The following is an 18,850-nucleotide window of genomic DNA, read 5'->3' on the forward strand; positions in this document are numbered from 1 at the left end:
ACCCGCCGGATCCCATGAACATCACGGGCGCGTCAGCGGGGATGTGATCGGTACGGAACACGACGGGTCCGGCCATGGGACTGCGAGGTTGCACGATGGGAGCTGGTTTCCAGGTCCGCGGCACGGTGCTCGACGGCACGGGTGCGGCGGTCGACGGCGTCTCCATCGAGGTGATGGATCTGCGCCTCGGCGGAGAGCACCTGGTCGGCGCCGCCGAGCTGCGGCCGGACGGCACGTTCTCGCTGGGATTCGACCCAGAACCCGTCCGGGCGGCGCCCGGCGCGAGCCTCGACCTCCTCGTGCGGGTGGTCCGGGACGGCGAGGTGATCGCCCGGTCCGACACCCGGTTCGACGCGGGTCCGGACGAGCGGATCGACGTCGAACTCCAGGCGGGCGCCGTACCCGCCGACGAGTACGGCCGCCTCGTCGCCGACCTCCACCGGACGTCGGCCCGCACCGGTGCGGGCACGGTGCGGCTCGCCGCCTTCGTCGAGAACGCCGAGCGCAGGGACGTGACCTTCGCGGCGGCCAAGAGCGGCTGGGACGCCCGCTCCGTCGCCATGGCCTCGCTGTCGGGCCGCGAGGCCGAGCGCACCGGGATCCCCGCCGCGCTGCACTACGCGCTCTACCGGGCGGGGCTCCCCGCTGGACCACGGCTTTGGACGCTCGCCCCGTCCGCGGTGCTGGAGTCCGTCTGGTCCCGCGCCGCCGCGGACGGGATCATCGCGCCCGAACTGGCGGAGGCGATCCCCGCGAGCCTGGAGACCGCCCGCGCGCTCGCCGAACGCGAGGTGCTCGACCTGCCCGGCGGGGTCGGCGACGTGCGGTTGGAGGACCTGCTGCGGACCGGCCTGCCCGAGGCGGCCGACCGGCGCCGTTTCGCCCGGATCTACCGCGAGCACCGGGACTCCCCCGCAACGCTGTGGGCCCGCGTGCGCGCGGAGTTCCCCGGCCCTGCCGCCCGGCTGGAACTCGACGGCGCGCTGGCCGCCCTTACCCGCAACAACGCGCCCCTGATCAAAAGACTCCACGACACCACGGCCCCCGCACGGGTCGGGGATCTCGCGGCCGCCGGCTACCACCGCGCGAGCCGCTGGCGGGAGGCGCTCACCGCCGAGGTGCCGGTGCCCGACGACGTCCCCGGCGACGACGAGGACGCACGCCGCGACGCCTACGCGCGGATCCTCGCCGAGGAACTGCGGCTGCGGCACCCCACCGCCGTGCTCGGCGCCGAGGTGGCCGAGGGGATGATCCCGGTCGGCGGCCCGGAAGGCACCGACCGCGCCGTCGCGGAGTTCCTCGCCGAGTACCACGACCGGTTCGAGCTGACGGTCCATCCCGTCGACGAGTTCCTCGACGCGCGGGCGATCGACCTCGAACCGTCCGTCCGCGAGGAGATCGCGACCCTCCAGCGGGTCGTCGCCGTCGCCGGGGCTCCGCAGGCCGTCCGCGGGCTGCGCGCACTCGGATTCGACTCCGCGCGGGCGGTCGCGCTGCAGGGCGAGGGGACGTTCGTCGCCCGGTTCGCCTCTGCGCTCGGCGGCGCGGACATCGCGCGGGAGACGTTCCGCCGCAGCGAGCAGGTGCACGGCGGCGTCCTGGCCACGGCCACCAGCCATCTGCTGGCGCGCACCGCCCCCGAGGTGTTCGCGGTGCCTCGCGGCGGGCCCGCCGCCGCGAGCGGCCCGATCGCCGCGGTCCGCACGGCCGGGGCGCGCGCGCTGCCGAACCTGGAGACCCTGTTCGGTTCGCTGGACACCGGGGCCTGTGAGCAGTGCGAATCGGTGCTCAGCCCCGCCGCGTACCTGGTCGACCTTCTGGAGTTCCTCGACGTCGATCCCGCCGTGCCCGGCGGCCGCAGACCGCTCGAAGTCCTGCTGAGCCGCCGCCCCGACCTCCAGCACATCGCGCTGAGCTGCGAGAACACCGAGACCGAGCTGCCCTACGTGGACCTGGTGAACGAGATACTCGAACACGTCGTGGTCAACGCCTCGATCGACGGGTACGCGGGCCACGACGTGCCGCCTGGCACCGGTTCGGCCGAACTCCTCGCATCGCCGCAGTTCGTGAACGACGCCGCGTACTCGGTCCTGCGCGGCGCGGCCTTCCCGCTCGCGCTGCCGTGGGACCGGCAACTGGCCGCGCTGCGCGCGTATGTCGCGCAGGCGGGGGTCCCGCTCGGTGAGGCGATGGGCGCGCTCGCCGCCGACGAGGAACGCGGCCGGTCGTGGCAGGACCTCGCGCGGGAGCGGGCCGGGATCGGCCCCGCCGAACGCGACCTGCTTCGCGGGCCGGAGGTGAGCGCCCAGGCCCTGTTCGGCGACGACCCCGCGCGGGTGACCGAGGACCAGCTCGTGGCGGGGGTGGGCAACGCGCGCAGGCTCGTCCGCCGCCTCGGCCTCAGCCCCGCGGATCTGGTGAGCCTGCTGCGGACCCGGTTCGTCAACCCGCACACCGGCCTGCTGGTCCAGATCGGCTCCCTCGGGGTCGGGCTTTCCGCCGTGCAGGCCCTGCACGACGGGACGATGACGCCGCAGGCGTTCCGCGCGGCGCTGCGCCCCGGCCTGGATCTGACCCCGTTCGGCGGGGACGTGGTCGAGTGGCTGGCCGCGCGCCATGAGCCGATCATGAGCGTGATCGTGCTCACCGATCCGAGCGGGCAGGAGCCGCCGGCCGGGGACGCGACCGGTGGTTTCGCGCGGCTCGAACTGCGGCGGGCGCTGCCCGACCCGGCGCGCAACCGGATCCGGCCCGTCGACCTGCTGGGCATCGCCCGGTTCGTCCGGCTGCGGGCCCGGCTCGGCTGGAGCGTCGAGCGCACCGACGAGGTCGTCACCGCACTCTGGCCGACGGAGAGACCGGTCACCGCGCCCGCCGCCGATGTCCGAAGGGACCTGGACGCCGGTTTTGACACCGTGCTGCTCCGCCTGGGGCATCTGCTGGCCGCGGCGGAGCTCCTCGGCCTCGATGTCGAAGAGGACCTGCCGTGGTTGCTCGGCTGTTTCGGGCCACTGGGTTCGCGTGGGCCGGACTCGCCGTTCCGCAGGTTGTTCCCCGCCTCCACGCTGCTCGGGACCGACCCGGTGTTCGGTCCCGGCCCGGACGGGATCCCGCCGGCCCGTCAGGACGCCAAGCTGCTGGACCACGGGCCCGCCCTGCAGGCGGCGCTGAAGCTCACCGCGGAGGAGTTCGCCGTGGTCGTGCGCGCGGCCGAGGCGGGCCCCGCGACGCCCCTGTCGGTCGCCTCGGTCAGCGCACTGTTCCGGTACGCGTTCCTGGCCCGGACACTGCGGATCAGCGTGCCCGAACTGGTCGGGCTGATCGACGCGACGGGTCTGCGGCCGTTCGCGCCGCTCGACGGGCCCGACCCCGGATTCCTGCGGTTCGTGCGTCTCGCCCAGGCGATCAGGGACTCCGGCGTCCCGATCTCGCGCGTGGTGGCGCCGGGCCTCGGCGGGGACGCCCCGGACGTCCTGCCGGTACTGCGCGCGGTCCGCGCCGCGCTCGCCGACCGGCCCGCGCCGGCGCGGTGGAGCGAGTCGGCGCTGCGCTCCGTCCTGACCTCGGTGCTCCCCCCGGATGTGAGCGACGCGTTCCTCGGCCTGCTCTCCGGGACCTCCACGTACACGGCCCCCTACGCCCAGGAGCAGGCGACGCTGCCAGAGCCGGTGGTGGCGGTCGCGTCCGGCCTGGCCTACGACGCCGCCCGCGCGCTGCTGATCCATCGCGGGGTCCTCACCCCGGAGGCTGCCGCCGCGGTGGCCGCGCTGCCCGGCCTGCCCGCGGGACTCGCCGAGGCGGTCACCGTCCTGGCCAACGCGGGGCAGGCCGAGTACCTGCCGCTGTTGCGCGCCCACCCGGTGCTGGCGCGGCGCTGGCAGGTCTGGGCGGGTTCGGCCGGCGACCCCGAGGCCAAGCGCGACACCCTGGGGAAGGCGCTGCTGGAAGAGCTGCGGCCGGAGCTGCGGAGCAGGCTGCTCGGCGAGGTGCTGGGCACCGCGACCGGCGCGGATCCCGCGGCGCTCGCGGTGCTCGTCGAGGATCCCGTGGCCATGCCGGGCACCGCGCCGGGGCGTTCGGCCGCCGACGACCTGGCCGCGGTGACCACCGCGGGGCTGCGGGCGCGTTTCTGGGCGGGTCCGATCACCGGCGCCCCGGTCAGGACCGCGACCGCACCCGCGATCGACTACGGGCCGGGCCTGGCGGATCTGCGGCAGGCGGCCAGCGTGGCCACCGGTCCGGTGGGAGGGATCTGGGACGCCTTCGTCGACCCCGCGGTCCCGGGACCGTACGTGCTGTCGGTCGAGACGGACGCCGTGGACGTGGCGCTCAAGGTCGACGGCCGCACGGTGCCCCTGCTGCGGGACGCGGGCCTCTGGACGACGGCGGACCCGGTCGCGCCGGCCGCCCTGCGGCCGCTGCGGATCGAGCTGACCGCGACCGGGCTCACCGCGCGGCTGAGGCTGCGGTGGCAGGCCGAGGGCGTCGCCCGCACGACGCTGCCCGGCTCCGTCTGCTGCCCGGCCGACAGCGTCGACGCGTTCACCGCCGCCTACCGGAGACTACTGGCCGCCCTGGAGGTCGCGGCTGCGTTCCGGCTCTCCCCCCGCGAGCTCCACGCCCTGGCCCGGCTTCCGGAACTGCGCACCGGCGGCGTCGGCTGGCTGTCCGCGGTGCCGGGTCCCGCGAGCCCCGCCGCGTCGGCCGTGCTGGCCGGCGCGATCGCCGCACTCGCCCGCTACCGCAAGCTCTGCGAACGCTGGGCCGTCACCGGCACCGCGCTCGCAGATCTCCTCGATGCCCCCGCCACCGCGCCGGCCCCCGGTCCGCTGATCGCCGCGCTCACCGGAGCCGTGCCCTCCGTCGTGGCGGACGTGGCGGCCCACCTGGGCCTCGCGGGGGACGCTCAGCGGACCCTCGACGGGCTGTGGCGGATCGCCGACGTGCTGGATCTGACGGGGCGCGTCGTGCTGCCCGTCGGTGTGCTCGCCAGGATCCTCAGGACCGAGCCGTCGGCGCAGGACGTCCGCGATCTGCGGGACGCCATCCGCGCGCGCTACGACGACGACGCGTGGGCCGAGGTGGTGCGCCCGATCCACAACGCACTCCGCCGCACCGCCCGCGACGCCCTGGTCGCGCGGGTCATGCACCAGGAGAACCCCGACCCCGACCTCGCCCTGGACGAGGTCACCGGCGGGTTCGCCACCCCCGACCGGCTCTACGAACGGCTGCTGATCGACGTGCAGATGGACCCGTGCATGACGACCTCCCGGATCGCCCAGGCGATCTCGACCGTGCAGCTGTTCGTCACGCGCTTCCTGCTCAACCTGGAACTCGAGGTCCCGCCCGAGTCGATCGACCCGAAGCGCTGGGAGGCGATGAAGCGGTACCGGATCTGGGAGGCCAACCGCAGAGTGTTCCTCTTCCCGGAGAACTGGCTCGACCCCGACCTGCGCGACGACAAGTCGCCGTTCTTCCGGGAGGTGGAATCCGAGCTGCTCCAGTCCGACATCACCGACCAGGCCGCGTCCGTCGCGCTCGGCCACTACCTCGAACGCCTCGACGAGGTGGCCCACCTGGAGATCGCCGGCATGCACGTCCAGGAGCGCGACGCCGCGGGCACCGGAGTCCCCGACCCGCTGGTCCACGTGATCGGCCGCACGTCCGGCGCCAAACGCGGCTACTACCACCGCACCCTCGACGGGACGTGGCGGCCGTGGGAGCGGGTCAACGTCGACATCCCCGATGATCCGGTGCTGCCGGTGATCTGGAAGGGCAGGTTCCTGCTGTTCTGGCTGTCGGTGTCCAGGCAGCCCGATCGGCGGCAGCCCGGACCGTTCGCCGCCACAGCCCAGCCGGGTGTCCGGCTGGGCGACCTCGCCGTGAAGGACCTCGCCCTGAAGGCGACGGCCACCTTGACCGTGAGCCTGTTCTGGAGCGAGTACTACAACAACCGGTGGCAGTCGCCGCGCACCTCCGACCCCGATCGGCCGATCGACCTGGGCGCCCAGTTCAGCGTCATCGGCGATCCGCTGACGCTGCAGCTCGCCTCCGACATCGAAACCGACGGCACCGGGGTGCGCGACAGCCTCGGCATCGTCGTGCTCAACCCCAGCCCGGGAGGCACGGGGAACTCCTACTTCCGGCTCTACACCACGCACAGCCTGCCGGTCCGCAAGCAGGACGACACCGGTGGTCCGCCGGGATTCCCCGCGGACCGGCAGTTCTCCAGCGCCGGCCCGTTCGTGGTCAGCTACCGGGACGACCCGTTTCACCCCCTGATGGTGCTGCGCAAGAGCCAGTCGCCCTACCGGGGGGTCGGGCCGATGCACCGACTCAAGGACGCGCACCAGGCACCCTTCTTCTTCCAGGACAGCAGGCACGTCTTCTACGTCCATCCCGACCCGACCGACCTCCTGCGGACCACCCCGTTCGGGCGCTTCGCCGTACCGGCGGCCGACCCTCTCGCCTTTCCCGACCTGATCGTCTCCGGCTGAACACGAAGGGACCCGCCATGGCCGACACGACGTCCTTCGTGTTCGAGAACCACTTCCATCCCTACGTCGGGATGCTGGTGGAGCGGCTCAACCAGCAGTCCGTGGACGGACTCCTGGACCTCGCGGTCCAGCAGGTGTCCGAGCCGTTCTTCGACCGGCTCTACGATCCGAACGACCCGTTGGCGGCCGGCGAGGACCCCAGTTTCACCGTCACCTCGTCGCCGAAGAACATCGACGTCAGCGAGGCGGGACCGTACTCGGTCTACAACTGGGAACTGTTCTTCCACGCGCCGGTGACCATCGCGGTGCACCTGAGCAAGAACCAGCGCTTCGCGGAGGCCCAGCGCTGGTTCCACCATGTCTTCGACCCCACCGAGACCGATCCGAGCACGCCGGTGCCCGACCGGTTCTGGAAGTTCATCCGCTTCCGCGACCCCCGGCCCGGCGACATGCCCCGGGTCGACGAACTCGTGGCCGTGCTGAGCCGCCCGCCCGCCGAGCTCACCCCGGAGGAGCGGATCCTGCTGGTCTCGGCCGCCCGCGCCTACGAGGGACTGCGTCGCGAACCCTTCCGGCCCCACCGGGTCGCCAGGACACGGGTGGTGGCCTACCAGTACTACGTGGTGATGAAGTACCTGGAGAACCTCATCGCCTGGGGCGACAGCCTGTTCCGGCTCGACACCGCCGAGTCGATCAACGAGGCCACCCAGCTGTACGTGCTCGCCGGGAACATCCTCGGTCCGCGTCCGGCGGAGGTGCCCCGGCACCGGGCCGCGCCGCGGATGAGCTACCGCGGGCTCAAGGAGGCCGGTATGGGGGCCTTCGGGAACGCACTCGTCAAGCTGGAGAACCAGTTGCCGTTCTCCAGGACGCCGCCCCCGGGCGCCGCGGGGGCGGGGGCGGGCGGAACCGCGCTGCTGGGGATCGGGCGCAGCCTCTACTTCTGCGTCCCGCGCAACGACCAGCTGGTCGGATACTGGGACACCGTCGCCGACCGCCTGTTCAAGATCCGGACCTGCCGCGACATCACCGGCACCGTGCGGCAGCTCGCGCTGTTCGCACCGGCACTGGACCCGGGCCTGCTGTCCCGGGCCACCGCCGCCGGGATCGACGTCGCGGGCGCGGTCGCCGGCACCCGGGCGCCCGCCTCGCCGGTGCGGGCCGCCCTGCTGATCCAGAAGGCGCTGGAGATCACCGCGGAGGTCAAGGCGGCCGGATCCGCCCTGCTTTCCGCGATGGACCGGCGCGACGGCGAGGAACTCGCCCGGCTGCGGCAGGCCCACGAGATCGGCATGGCCAGGCTCGGCCGGGATGTGCGCTTCCTCGCCTGGAAGGAGGCCGAGGCCAACACCGAGGCGCTGCTGCGCACGCGGGCCCTGACCTTCGACCGGTACCGGCACTTCCAGCTGCTGCTCGGCCGCCCGGAGGCGGAAGTCGACCGGCTGCGCGACGTCGCCCTCACCCGTGTGCCGGTCACCCAGGCCAATTTCGAAGAAGTGCACCAGCGGCTGGTCGGTCAGTACGCGACCGCGATCGCGCGGGAGACCAGGCCCGCGCCGCGGCTGGCCCGCGACGGCGACCCGCAGATCCAGGCGGGCGCGCAGAGCCAGGGATCCCTGAACCTGATCCCCAACGAGTTCGCCGAGCTGAACGTCCACCTGCCGGCGTCGCGGGACAAGCAGCGGGACGCCACCGACCTGGACATCATCTACGGGGTGCTCGGCATGCTGCCGAACATGGGCGTCGACATCGAGCCGTTCGGCATCGGCGGCCATGTGGAGTTCGGCGGGCCGCTGCTGTCCGCGGTGGGCAGGACGCTCGCCACCGCCATCCGCGGCGCCGCCGACCAGGACGCCCACGACGGCGGCCGGGCCTCGCGGATCGCCGCCTACCAGCGCCGGGATCTCGACTTCGTGCAGCAGAGCAACCAGGCGGCCCTGGAACTCATGCAGAACGGGCGCCAGCTCATCGCCGCTCTCGTGCACGAGCAGGTCGCGCGACGCGACCACGAGATGGCCGGAGACCAGATCCAGCGGGCCCAGGAGGTCGACGCGTTCCTCGCCACCAAGGACACCAACACCGAGCTGTACACGTGGCTGCGCGGCGAGGTGTCCCGCAGCTTCGCCGAGCGCTACCGGATGGCGATCGACGTCGCGCGCTCGGCCGAGCAGGCCGTGAAGCGTGAGGTGATGCGCCCCGAACTCGACGAGCAGACCTTCATCGGCCACCGGCACTGGGAGACCGGCAGGCGCGGCCTCCAGGCGGGCGAGCGGCTGCACCACGATCTCACCCGGCTGCAACTCGCCTATCTGGAGCACGACCGCCGCGAGTTCGAGCTGACCACCCATGTCTCGCTGCGCATGCTCGACCCGCTGGCCCTGCTCGAACTGCGGTCCCGGGGGTCATGCCAGTTCACCGTGCCCGAATGGCTGTACGACCTCGAGGTGCCCGGCCATCACCTGCGCCGCATCCGCACCGTGGCGCTCAGCCTGCCTTCGGTGACGGGCCCCTACACGTCCGTCGCGGCGACCCTGTCCCTCCAGCGCAGCTCCCTGCGCAGAGATCCGGGGCTGATCGCCGACAAGTACACCCGGACGTCCGGAGAGGATCCTCGCTTCCTCGACTATCCCGGCGCCTTGGAGTCGGTGGTGACCAGCTCCGCGGTACGTGACGCGGGCCTGTTCGACGCCGGGGCGCGCGATGACCGGTACCTGCCGTTCGAGGGAGCGGGCGCGATCAGCACCTGGGCCCTGAACCTGCCGTCCGAGCTGCGCACCTTCGACTACACGAGCATCTCCGACGCCGTCCTGCACATCGGCTACACCGCCCGCCCGGGGGTGCGGACCGACGCCGTGGTCACCGACCTGCGCGAACGCTTCGCCGCCACGGCGGGACGGGCGCTCGGGCGGTCGTTCAGCCTGCGGCACGATTTCCCGGACGACTGGGCGGCCTTCCTGGCGGGCGGCTCCGGGCCGTCGCTGCGGATCGCCAAGGACTGGTTCCCGTACTTCGCCCAATCCGCGACGATCAAGGTGACCGCGGTCGAGCTCTACGGGATCTCCGGGGACGAGCTCGTGCGGGGGCCGTCTCCGGTGGAGGAGTCCGCGCTCCAGGCACTCGACGCCCAGCTCGCGAGCTCGGGGGCGTTCACCCTTGACGTGCCCGCGGACGACACCGTGGTGGTCCGCGACCGGAAGGCCGACCCCCACCTCATCGTCCGGTACACGATCCGCCGACCGACGGATTCCCCATGAGGACAGGAGCGCACTGATGCCACCCGTCGATTGGACCAGGCTCGGCAGCCCAGGTGAGGTCTGGTGGGCGCACGTCGGCGACGCCTCCACCATCGCCGTCGGCACCTTCGGCGGCCACCTCTACCTGCGCGAACGCGCGGCCACCGGATGGAGGTGGGTGCACCTCGGGGTCCCGCCCGGCGTCGAGAAGCTGCTCAACGGCACGCTCGTCCCCGTCGACGGAGCGGACGGCCTCCAGCCCATGGTCGTGGACTTCGACGCCAAGGTCTGGCTGCACCGGAAGGGCGCGACGCCCACTCCGTGGACCGGGATCTCCGGGCCGCCACCGGGATCCTCGGGCCTGGGCTTCTTCCTCTGGCCCGGCGACATCCAGGCCAGTGCCATCCGCCGGAACACCCTGCTCAAGCACACGCTCGTGATCACCAACGCCACCATCCGGCCGTGGATCCGCCAGGGCCTCGATCCCGACGACTCGTGGTTCCCGATCCCCCTGGACGCCGACTGGGTCTCCGCCGAACTCGCCGTCGCCGCCGCGCCCGTCACGCCGGGGGCGCCTCCGCAACCGCACATCTTCGCCGTGACGCTCGACCCCGACAGCCTCGGAGAGATCGAGAAGTTCCAGATCGCCGTGCATGAGAACTCCCTCTGGACCTGGATCACACCCGGTGGCCAGGCGCCCTTTCTCAACGGACTGTCGGCCACCTCCTTCCGGGACGGCAGCGGCCGGCTCCAGGCCTGCGCCGTCGTGACGTCCAGGGCGGTCACGGACACCGTCAAGATGCTCGTCGGCTCGGGACGGGACTGGCAGTGGTCCGATCTCGGGCGGCCGAACGCGACCGGCGGCCCCGACTTCGTCGACGAGGCCCTCGTGGCGGTCAAGGGCTCCGACCCCGGACCCGGCGAGCCCGTCGTCCTGGCCCGCGCCGACGACCGCCTCTGGTCCCGCACGCCGGCCGGCGCCTGGAAGGACCTGGGCAGCACGCTGTCGGACGGGGGCGCCGTCCGCCCCGTCTCCGCCGTCGAAGTCGCGGCGGCGGAGGGGCAGGGGCGCGTCCTGACCGTGGGCATCGCCGAGAACTTCGATCTGTGGGCCATCGAGTCGGGGACCGGCGAACCTCGGTGGGAACGCCACGGCCAGCCAGGCCCCGCGGCCTTGATCGTCGGAGCCTACGACGAGGCTCCCGACCCGAACGAACCGGACTTCCTCCCGATCGGATTCCCGGTGATCAGCGAGGACGGCGCGCTCTGGAACTGCCGGCTGTGGGGAGACCTGGTCTCCGGCGGATTCGCCACGTACTTCAGCCAGGCCCTCTTCTGGACCGACCACGGCACGCCCGCGCCGAACGTCACCTGCACCGCAGGTGTGGGGATCTCCTCCCCACCCGTCGGCGCCCCTTCCGATGGCACCTCGATCTTCGTGATCGGCAGTGACGGCCACCTGTGGGCGAGAAAGGCCGACGCCGGCGGCTGGACCTGGGTCGACCACGGTGCCCCCGCCGGCGCGGCGGTCACGACGGGCGTGGCCCCGATCTCGCCCGGGCCGTCGCCCTCCCCCCTGGTCCACGTGCTGGCCGACGACGGCCGGCTCTGGACGCACTCCTCAGCCGGCGGCCCAGCCTGGACGGATCACGAGGCTCCTCCGGGCCAGCTGATCTTCGCCGTCATCGGCGCGCAACCCCTCACATCCGCGGAGGGGGATTTCACGGTCGCCGCCGCCGTGACCGCCGACGGTCACCTCTGGATCAACGTCTACGACGGCAGCGTGTCCGATTGGATCGACCTGGGCACCCCCACTCCGACCGAGCGGATCGGCGCCGGCATCGGCGTCTCGCGGGTGTCCCCCGCCGACTCCCTGGAGATCGCGGTGGTCGGCTCGAGCGAGCAGGTGTGGACCCTCCGCTGGTCCCTCGCCGGGTCGGCGCAGTGGACCGCACGCGGCCGTCCCGCCGACGCCCGCCCCCGCGCCCCGATCGGCACCCTGCAGGACGCCTCCGCCCCCGCGACCTCCCTCGTCCTCGTCGTCGGAATCGACCACCAGATCTGGCGCCTGTCCACCGGAGGCGGCGGCTGGTCCCGCTGGGACCCGCGGTCCCCCACGACCAAGGTCCTCAGCGGAAAGGCGCAGACCCTCGTCCACACGCTCCCCTGCGCCGTGATCCTGGACGGCGACCACCGAGTCCACGTCGTCACCTCCGCCATTCCCACATGACGGTCGCCCTCGATCCGGGGGTGGCGATTTCTGACCGTGAGCGGCCAATCTCCGGCGTGACCTGGCGGGCGGTGCGGCCGCTGTGCAGGAGACCGGTGGGCTCGGTCTCCGGATCCGGCGAGAACGGAATCCGATCGGTCGGCGACCTGGACTTATCACCTACCGTCCACTTCATTTACACATTCTGTAAGATCAAATTCCATCGCCCGGTCATCGCCATGCCGAATCTAATTCGGTTCTATCGTCGCGGCCCGACTACGGCTCCGACCTGGGCGAATACCGTGGTTTTATGAACCGGCGCCGGGTCTCTAGACCGGAATGTGAATTCAACGACGGGTTTCTTGCACACCTCGCAATACATCTTTAATCTACGCGAAACTCACCTCCCGTCATGAAGGGAGTTCGGGAGACCGGCGCGATTTCCGGTTTCCTGGATTTTCCATGCCGTCTCCACCCCCCTGAAATGAGGAGAAGATCATGCGAAAGAGTTCATCGGCGATGCTGGTGGCGGCCGCGGCGGCCGCGGGCGTCGTCTGCGTCGGCGCGCCCGCGTTCGCCGCGACCTGGACCGTCACCCCGGGCGGCGCGGTCACCGCGACCGCCGGCACGACCACGTTGAAGGACGTCACCTCCGGCGCGACCCTCACCTGCACCTCGTCGACGACCGACGCGACCGTGCAGAGCGGCACCGGGCTGTCCGGCACCGCCATCGCCACCATCACCAACGTGAACTTCACCAGCTGCAAGGGTCCGCTGGGCATCAAGTTCAACGTCGTCAACAACGGCGTCTCCTACCAGCTCAACGCCGTCTCCTACGCGTCCGGCGTCACCACCGGCACCCTCGACAACGTCACCGCCACCATGAGCGGCCTGCTCTGCTCGGCGTCGGTCGGCGGGACCACCGCCACCACCCCGGGCTCCGTCAACGGCACCTACACCAACAGCACCGGCGTCCTCGCCGTCAGCGGCGGCAACCTCCACGTCTGGAACGTCTCCGGCTGCTTCGGCCTCCTCCACAACGGCGACGCCGTCACCTACACCGCCAACTACACCCTCGCGCCCACCCTCACCATCACCAGCCCCTGACCCCACCCCGGCGGCCGGCCGACCGACCCGTTCGGCCGGCCGCCGGGATCCCCGTCGCGTCAGCCGGGCTTCCTGATGTGCCCCGCTGATTCCGGACAGCTCTATTTGCGGTCAATTCACGCTGAGAGCTGGGAGTTCAGGTACTCAGTGTGAACCTGGGCCGGGCTCTTGTTGCCGAGTGCTGAATGCCGTCGCCGGGGATTATACCAGAGCTCGATGTATTTGATGATGTCCCGGCGTGCGTGTTCTCGAGTGGGATATTCCGTCCGATGGACGCGCTCGTTCTTCAGTGCGGCGAAGAAGGATTCCGCGAGTGCGTTATCCCAGCAGACTCCGGTCCGCCCGGTCGATTGCCGTAGCCGGAGGCGCCGCAGGGTCTCGGCGAACTGCCTGGACATGTAATTGCTTCCGCGGTCGCTGTGAAATATCGCGCTTTCGGCCAGCCGGTGGTTTCGGGCCGCCATGCCGATCGCCTTCTCGATCAGCGGGGTCTTGTAGTCCTCGCCGATCGCCCAGCCGATGACGGCTCTGGAATAGCAGTCGATCACCGTCGCCAGATAGATCCAGCCCTCCCATGTTTCGACGTAGGTGATGTCGCCGACGAGTTTTTCGCCGGGGGCGGACGCGGTGAAGTCGCGCTGCACGAGGTCGGGCACGTGGTGGGCCTGGCCGTCCTGCTCGGTCAGCCCGACGCGCCATGGCCTGGGCTGGCAGGGCTCCAGCCCCAGCTCCCGCATGACCGAGCGGACGAGCTCCGGCCCGGCGGGCACGCCCTGTTCCACCAGATCGGTGTGGATCCGCCGATACCCGTACGTCCCATCGGAAACGTCGAAGAAGTGCCTCACCCACGCCTTCAGCTCATCGCGGCGCCGCGCGGTCGCCGACTCCGGCCGGCTTCTCCATTCGTAGAATCCCGAGCGCGAGACACCCAGCCATGCGCACATCTGAACGATTGCCGGCGATCTATCGCCGATGACGACCGAAGGGTTGGCGTACTCCGCGTCGATGAACTCGTACTTCGAGGTCACCGCTGCTCCCGAGCGAAGTACAACGCCGCTTTTTTTACGAACTCGAGCTCCATCTTGAGTTCCTGGATCTCGCGTTCCTGCTCCTTCAGGCGCACCCGCTCATCGAGCGTCAAAGGAGCCTCTTCCCCGGCATGCTCACGCCGGTACGCACTCACCCAATTCGCCAGAGTCCCGGCATTGATGCCGAGCTCCTTCGCGACCTGTGCGATCGGACGGGAAGAATCCACCACCAACCTGGCGGCTTCCTGCCGATATTCAGGAGAGTAATTCCTCTTCGAACGAGCCAAATCACTTACCTTTCCGGACTACCCCATTCTAGTGGGGCCACTGTCCGGAACCTTCGGGGCGGCTCATCCCTCGTTCGGTGGAGAGGTCCATCCACCACGGGTGGCCGTTCCGATGATCGCGTCGTCCGTCACGATCACGAATACCGGCAGATCTCGCGGCTGACCCGCCTATGCGGGTCGCCGGTCGGTCGTCAGGGTGGCGGTGCGGGTGGGGCGGGTGCGGCCGCGCACGGTGGTTTCGCCGGTTATGTACCAGTGGGCGGCTTCGGTGGGGGCGGCGGCGTCGAGAACCGGAGCGGCGGCCAGGAGGAGGGCGGGGGTGGTCTTGGCGAGTTCGGTGAGGCGGGCGGCCTCGTTGACCGGGTCGCCGATGACGGTGTACTCGAAGCGGTGGAGGGCGCCGATGTGGCCGGCGACGACCTCGCCGCCGGAGACGCCGACGGCCGCGGTCACCTCGGGCACCTCGGCGGCCAGCCGCGCGGCCATCGTGCGGGCCGCGGCCAGGGTGCGCGTCGGCGCGTCGTCGAGCGGTGAGGGGGCGCCGAAGACGGCGAGGGCGGCGTCGCCCTCGAACTTGTTGATCCAGCCGCCGTGCTCCTCGACCACCTCGACGACGACCGCGAAGAACTCGTTCAGCAGCCCGACGACCTCGATCGGCGGCCGGGTGGCGGCGAGCCGGGTCGAGCCGACGAGGTCGACGAAGATGACGCAGACGTCCCGGAGCTCTCCGCCCAGCTCGACGCCCTGCTCCAGGGTGAGGCGGGCGACGTCCTCGCCGACCTGGCGGCCGAACAGGTCCTGGATCTGTTCGCGCTCGCGCAGCCCGGCGACCATGTGGTTGAACCCTGCCTGGAGCCTGCCGATCTGGCTGCCGTCGTACACGGGCACCTCGACGTCGAGGTCGCCCCGCTCGACCCGGCCGATCGCCTGCCGCACCGAGTCGATCGGCGCGGCGACGGCCTGGGCGATCAGGAACGTGACCGCGACGCCGACGATCAGCGCCGTCGCGCCCAGCGCCACCGCCACCCAGGCCATCTGACGGGCGGTGACGTTCGCGCCGAGCAGGGTGACGGCACCGAAGATCAGCAGGCCGAGGACCGGCACCGCCGTGCCGAGCGTCCAGGCCAAGACCAGCCGCGCCACCACGCCGGGAACGCCGGACTCGTCAGGGATCCGGGTGCTCAGCGCGTCGGTGACGGCCCGGCGCAGCAGCCGCTCGGTGAGCAGGTAGATGATCGTGCAGGTGGTCAGCCCGCCCAGCAGGCAGGTAAGGCCGACCTTGAGCGCCATCAGCGGCGAGAACCACAGGTTGATCAGCGCCCAGCCGACCCCGGCGGGCCCCCACAGCGCGACGTGCACGCGCATCATGCGCAGCGGCGCGCGCAGCATCAGCCGGCGCTCCTCGTCCTCCAGCCGCCGGCCGGTGAGCATCAGCCGCCGCACCGGCCGGAACATGCGCAGTCCCCAGGCGACGCCGACCACGATCGCCACTGCCAGGTACGCGAGCAGCAGCCCGGTGTTGAGCCGGCGCAGCGCCTCCGCGTCGGCGAGGTCCACCGGATCGGGCAGCACCACGATCGCCAGCGCCAGCACCACCAGCGCGCCGCCGATGTTCGCCACCACCACGCTGGACAGCACGAGCCGCCGCGTGCGCCGCTCGACCTGTTCCCTGGACGCCCCGGCCCGCCCGTCCAGCACCCGTGTCAGCAACCGCCCCATACGCCCGACCCCACTCCGTAACGACTGCCCCACCAGCCACCGGGACTCCCTGGGCATAACGAGCCCCGGCCCAAAAGGTCACGCCGGACGGACCGCCTCTTCTCCGGTTACTCCGCTTTCGGCTCCCTCCGGCGCGGCACCACGCGCCGCCGACCGCTCCGCGATTCCTATCTCAGTTGGTCTCGGCGGCGTCTCAGGTAGGCGGTCTCCGCGGTGTTGCCCGCCAGCTCGATCGCCCTGTCGTAGGCGGCACGGGACCTCTCGCCGTCGCCGAGGCGGCGCAGGAGGTCGGCGCGCGTCGCGTGGTAGGCGTGGTAGGCGGCCAGTTTCCCTTCGAGGCGGTCGACGGCGGCCAGGGCCACGGCCGGGCCGTCGAGTTCGGCGACGGCGATGGCCCGGTTGAGGGCGACGATCGGGGAGGCGTCGAGGCGGGTGAGCCGGTCGTACAGGGCGACGATCTGGGACCAGTCGGTGTCGCGGAGGTCGCGGGCGGAGGTGTGCACGGCGTTGATCGCGGCGAGGATCTGGTAGCGGCCCGGAGGCACTCCGGAGGCCAGGCGTTCGCGCACCAGGCGGTGGCCTTCGGCGATCAGGGCCGGGTCCCAGGCTCCGCGGTCCTGCTCGGCGAGGGAGACCAGTTCGCCGCTCGGCGAGACCCGGGCGGTGCGGCGGGCCTCGGTCAGGAGCATCAGCGCCAGCAGGCCGGCCGCCTCTCCGTCCTGCGGCAGGAGGCCACGGATCAGGCGGGCCAGCCGGATCGCCTCGGCCGTCAGGTCAGGCCGGACGGGATCGGTGTCGGGACCCGTCGCCAGGTAGCCCTCGTTGAAGACGGAGTAGAGGACGGCCAGCACCCCGGAGACCCGCGCCGGGAGATCCGCCGCGAAAGGCGCCCGGTAGGGGATGCGCGCCGCTTTGATCTTGGCCTTCGCACGGGTGATCCGCTGCCCCATCGCGGTCTCCTGGACCAGGAAGGCACGGGCGATCTCGGGCACGGTCAGCCCGGCTACCAGGCGCAGCGTCAGCGCCACCCGGGCCTCCGGCGCCAGCGCCGGGTGGCAGCAGGTGAAGATCAGCCGAAGCCTCTCGTCGCCGATGGCGCCGAGAGGCTCGGGCGGGTCGTCGTCGTACAACCGCCGGGCCTCCTCCTGTTTGGCGTCGCGCTTGCTCTCACGGCGGATCCGGTCGATGGCCTTGCGGTCGGCGGTGGTGATCAGCCAGGCGCCGGGGTTGGGCGGCACCCCGCGGGCCGGCCAGCGCTCGACGGCGGTCGCGAACGCCTCGGCCGCCGCCTCCTCGGCGACGTCGAGGTCACCGAACCGCCTGGTCAGGACCGCGACCACCCGCGCCCATTCCGCATGGTGGGCCCGGGTGATCGCCGCTCGCACATCGGGCTCGCTCACAGGAACGGCCGGACCTCGACCTTCCGGTTGCAGGCCCTCGACCCCTCGGCGGCCAGCTTGAGCGCCACGTCCAGGTCCGCCGCCTCGATGATCCAGAAGCCGGCGAGGAACTCCTTCGACTCCACGAAGGGTCCATCGGTGAACAGCGTCTCCCCGCCCCGGTCGTCGATCACCGTGGCCGTGCCGGGCTCCGCGAGTCCCCCGGCGAAGACCCAGTGGCCCCCGGCCACGAGCCCTTCGTTGAACACGTCGATCGCGGCGTCCTCGTCCGGCGTGGCCAGGACGGGCTCGTCGAAGATCACGGAAACCAGGTACTGCATGTCGGATCGTCTCCTGTGCTCCGGCCGCCCCTCGCGGGCCGCCTCTCACTTCTACTACGAACGCCGCGGTCCGGATCCGACACGGCCTCGCGGACTTCTTCAAAAGACCCGGGCCCGCCTGTCACGGTGCCCGCCGCCCGTCTTACACTTGGTACCGGAATACGCTATACCTTTAATCATGTTCCAGTATCTATGAGAGCGAGCGAGGACATGACGGGTGCGACGGACGCGGCGGTGACGCCGGATCTGGTGGAGGCCGCCGTGCGGGCCGCGGAGCGGCTGGGCAAGGACGTGGCCGACGTGCCGGTCGTGGCGATCGCAAGGGAGGCCGGGATCTCGCGGAGCACGCTGCTGCGCCGTCTCGGCGGCACCCGGCACGCGCTGGACGACGCGGTGCGCGCGACGGGCGTCGATCCCGGAGGGCAGAGCCCGGTCCGGGAGAGGGCGATCGAGGCGGGCGCGGTCCTGATCAGCGGACAGGGCCTGGCCGGTCTCACACTGGAAGCGGTCGCGGCCGTGGCGCAGTGCTCGGTGCACAGCCTGTACGTGACCTTCGGCGGACGCGACGAACTGCTGCACGCGATCTTCGACCGGTACAGCCCCGCACTCGACCTGGAAGAGGCGATCGCCGAAGCCGACGGCGACCTCGCCCGCGCCGTCCACGGCTTCTACCGCGTCCTGGCCGCCACCTTCACGCGCGAGCCCCGGATCGTGCCCGCCATCATCGCCCAGTCCCTCGCCCTCCAGACCGACGAAGGCATAGTGGAGATGGCCCGCTACCTCGGCCCACGGCTCTTCGGCGGCCTGGACGGGTGGCTGAGAGGCGAGGTCGACGCGGGTCGCCTCCGCGACTTCCCCACCTCGCTGCTCATCCATCAGATGACCGGGCCGCTCCTGCACTACTTCCTGTTCCGGCCCGTCGGCGAGCACATCCCCGGGCTGCGACTGGCCGACCTCGACCAGGCGTGCACGGTCTTCGCCGAGTCCTTCCTTCGCTCGTTCGCCCTGCCCGGCGACTGACCTGCGGCCCTTGCCGAGCGCAGCGCCTCC

The 18,850-nt window shown here is 71.6% G+C and carries 9 protein-coding genes; 5 read left to right on the forward strand and 4 right to left on the reverse strand.

The window, feature by feature from the left end; translation table 11 throughout:
• Positions 1-95 precede the first annotated feature (95 nt).
• From EDD29_RS21530 to EDD29_RS21545, 4 genes are all read left to right on the forward strand, one after another.
• Positions 96-6,497 carry a neuraminidase-like domain-containing protein gene (locus EDD29_RS21530; RefSeq protein WP_148086040.1) on the forward strand — a complete coding sequence of 2,134 codons (6,402 nt, stop codon included), beginning with the start codon at positions 96-98 and terminating at the stop codon, positions 6,495-6,497.
• 17 nt (positions 6,498-6,514) lie between these two features.
• Positions 6,515-9,751 (forward strand): Tc toxin subunit A-related protein, encoded by a 3,237-nt coding sequence (locus EDD29_RS21535; RefSeq protein WP_123666147.1) that lies wholly within the window; start codon positions 6,515-6,517, stop codon positions 9,749-9,751.
• Positions 9,752-9,767: 16 nt separating this feature from the next.
• A complete protein-coding gene (locus EDD29_RS21540; protein WP_123666148.1) occupies positions 9,768-11,960 on the forward strand; it encodes a PLL family lectin in 2,193 nt (730 codons plus the stop codon).
• A gap of 477 nt (positions 11,961-12,437) precedes the next feature.
• Positions 12,438-13,046: a hypothetical protein gene (locus EDD29_RS21545; RefSeq protein ID WP_123666149.1), complete on the forward strand. Its 609-nt coding sequence runs from the start codon at positions 12,438-12,440 to the stop codon at positions 13,044-13,046.
• A 116-nt stretch (positions 13,047-13,162) separates the two neighbouring features.
• Here the strand turns inward: EDD29_RS21545 and EDD29_RS21550 are convergent.
• The 4 genes from EDD29_RS21550 to EDD29_RS21565 all read right to left on the reverse strand — a co-directional run bounded on the left by EDD29_RS21550 (position 13,163) and on the right by EDD29_RS21565 (position 17,800).
• A protein-coding gene (locus EDD29_RS21550) for an IS3 family transposase (protein ID WP_123665178.1) occupies positions 13,163-14,361 on the reverse strand; the annotation gives its coding sequence in 2 pieces (ribosomal slippage) (positions 13,163-14,112 and positions 14,112-14,361; 1,200 coding nt in all).
• 168 nt (positions 14,362-14,529) lie between these two features.
• The gene (locus EDD29_RS21555) at positions 14,530-16,080 is read right to left on the reverse strand and encodes an adenylate/guanylate cyclase domain-containing protein (RefSeq protein ID WP_123666150.1); all 1,551 of its coding nucleotides are present in this window, start codon (positions 16,078-16,080) and stop codon (positions 14,530-14,532) included.
• Positions 16,081-16,247: 167 nt separating this feature from the next.
• A complete protein-coding gene (locus EDD29_RS21560; protein ID WP_123666151.1) occupies positions 16,248-17,480 on the reverse strand; it encodes an RNA polymerase sigma factor in 1,233 nt (410 codons plus the stop codon).
• Entirely contained in the window at positions 17,477-17,800 is a 324-nt protein-coding gene (locus EDD29_RS21565) for a YciI family protein (RefSeq protein WP_123666152.1), read from the reverse strand. The genes EDD29_RS21560 and EDD29_RS21565 overlap by 4 nt, the downstream gene beginning before the upstream one ends.
• A gap of 210 nt (positions 17,801-18,010) precedes the next feature.
• Here EDD29_RS21565 and EDD29_RS21570 point away from each other — a divergent pair, with 210 nt between their 5' ends.
• Entirely contained in the window at positions 18,011-18,820 is an 810-nt protein-coding gene (locus EDD29_RS21570; RefSeq protein WP_123666153.1) for a TetR/AcrR family transcriptional regulator, read from the forward strand.
• Positions 18,821-18,850: the final 30 nt, after the last annotated feature.

The sequence above is a fragment of the Actinocorallia herbida genome (assembly GCF_003751225.1).
Lineage (GTDB): Bacteria > Actinomycetota > Actinomycetes > Streptosporangiales > Streptosporangiaceae > Actinocorallia > Actinocorallia herbida.

What these genes read in the sequence shown, in the direction of transcription:
- EDD29_RS21530 (WP_148086040.1), top strand. Translation starts at nt 96, where the DNA reads ATGGGAGCTGGTTTCCAGGTCCGCGGCACGGTGCTCGACGGCACGGGT.
- EDD29_RS21540 (WP_123666148.1), top strand. Translation starts at nt 9,768, where the DNA reads ATGCCACCCGTCGATTGGACCAGGCTCGGCAGCCCAGGTGAGGTCTGG.
- EDD29_RS21535 (WP_123666147.1), top strand. Translation starts at nt 6,515, where the DNA reads ATGGCCGACACGACGTCCTTCGTGTTCGAGAACCACTTCCATCCCTAC.
- EDD29_RS21555 (WP_123666150.1), bottom strand. Translation starts at nt 16,080, where the DNA reads ATGGGGCGGTTGCTGACACGGGTGCTGGACGGGCGGGCCGGGGCGTCC.
- EDD29_RS21565 (WP_123666152.1), bottom strand. Translation starts at nt 17,800, where the DNA reads ATGCAGTACCTGGTTTCCGTGATCTTCGACGAGCCCGTCCTGGCCACG.
- EDD29_RS21545 (WP_123666149.1), top strand. Translation starts at nt 12,438, where the DNA reads ATGCGAAAGAGTTCATCGGCGATGCTGGTGGCGGCCGCGGCGGCCGCG.
- EDD29_RS21570 (WP_123666153.1), top strand. Translation starts at nt 18,011, where the DNA reads ATGACGGGTGCGACGGACGCGGCGGTGACGCCGGATCTGGTGGAGGCC.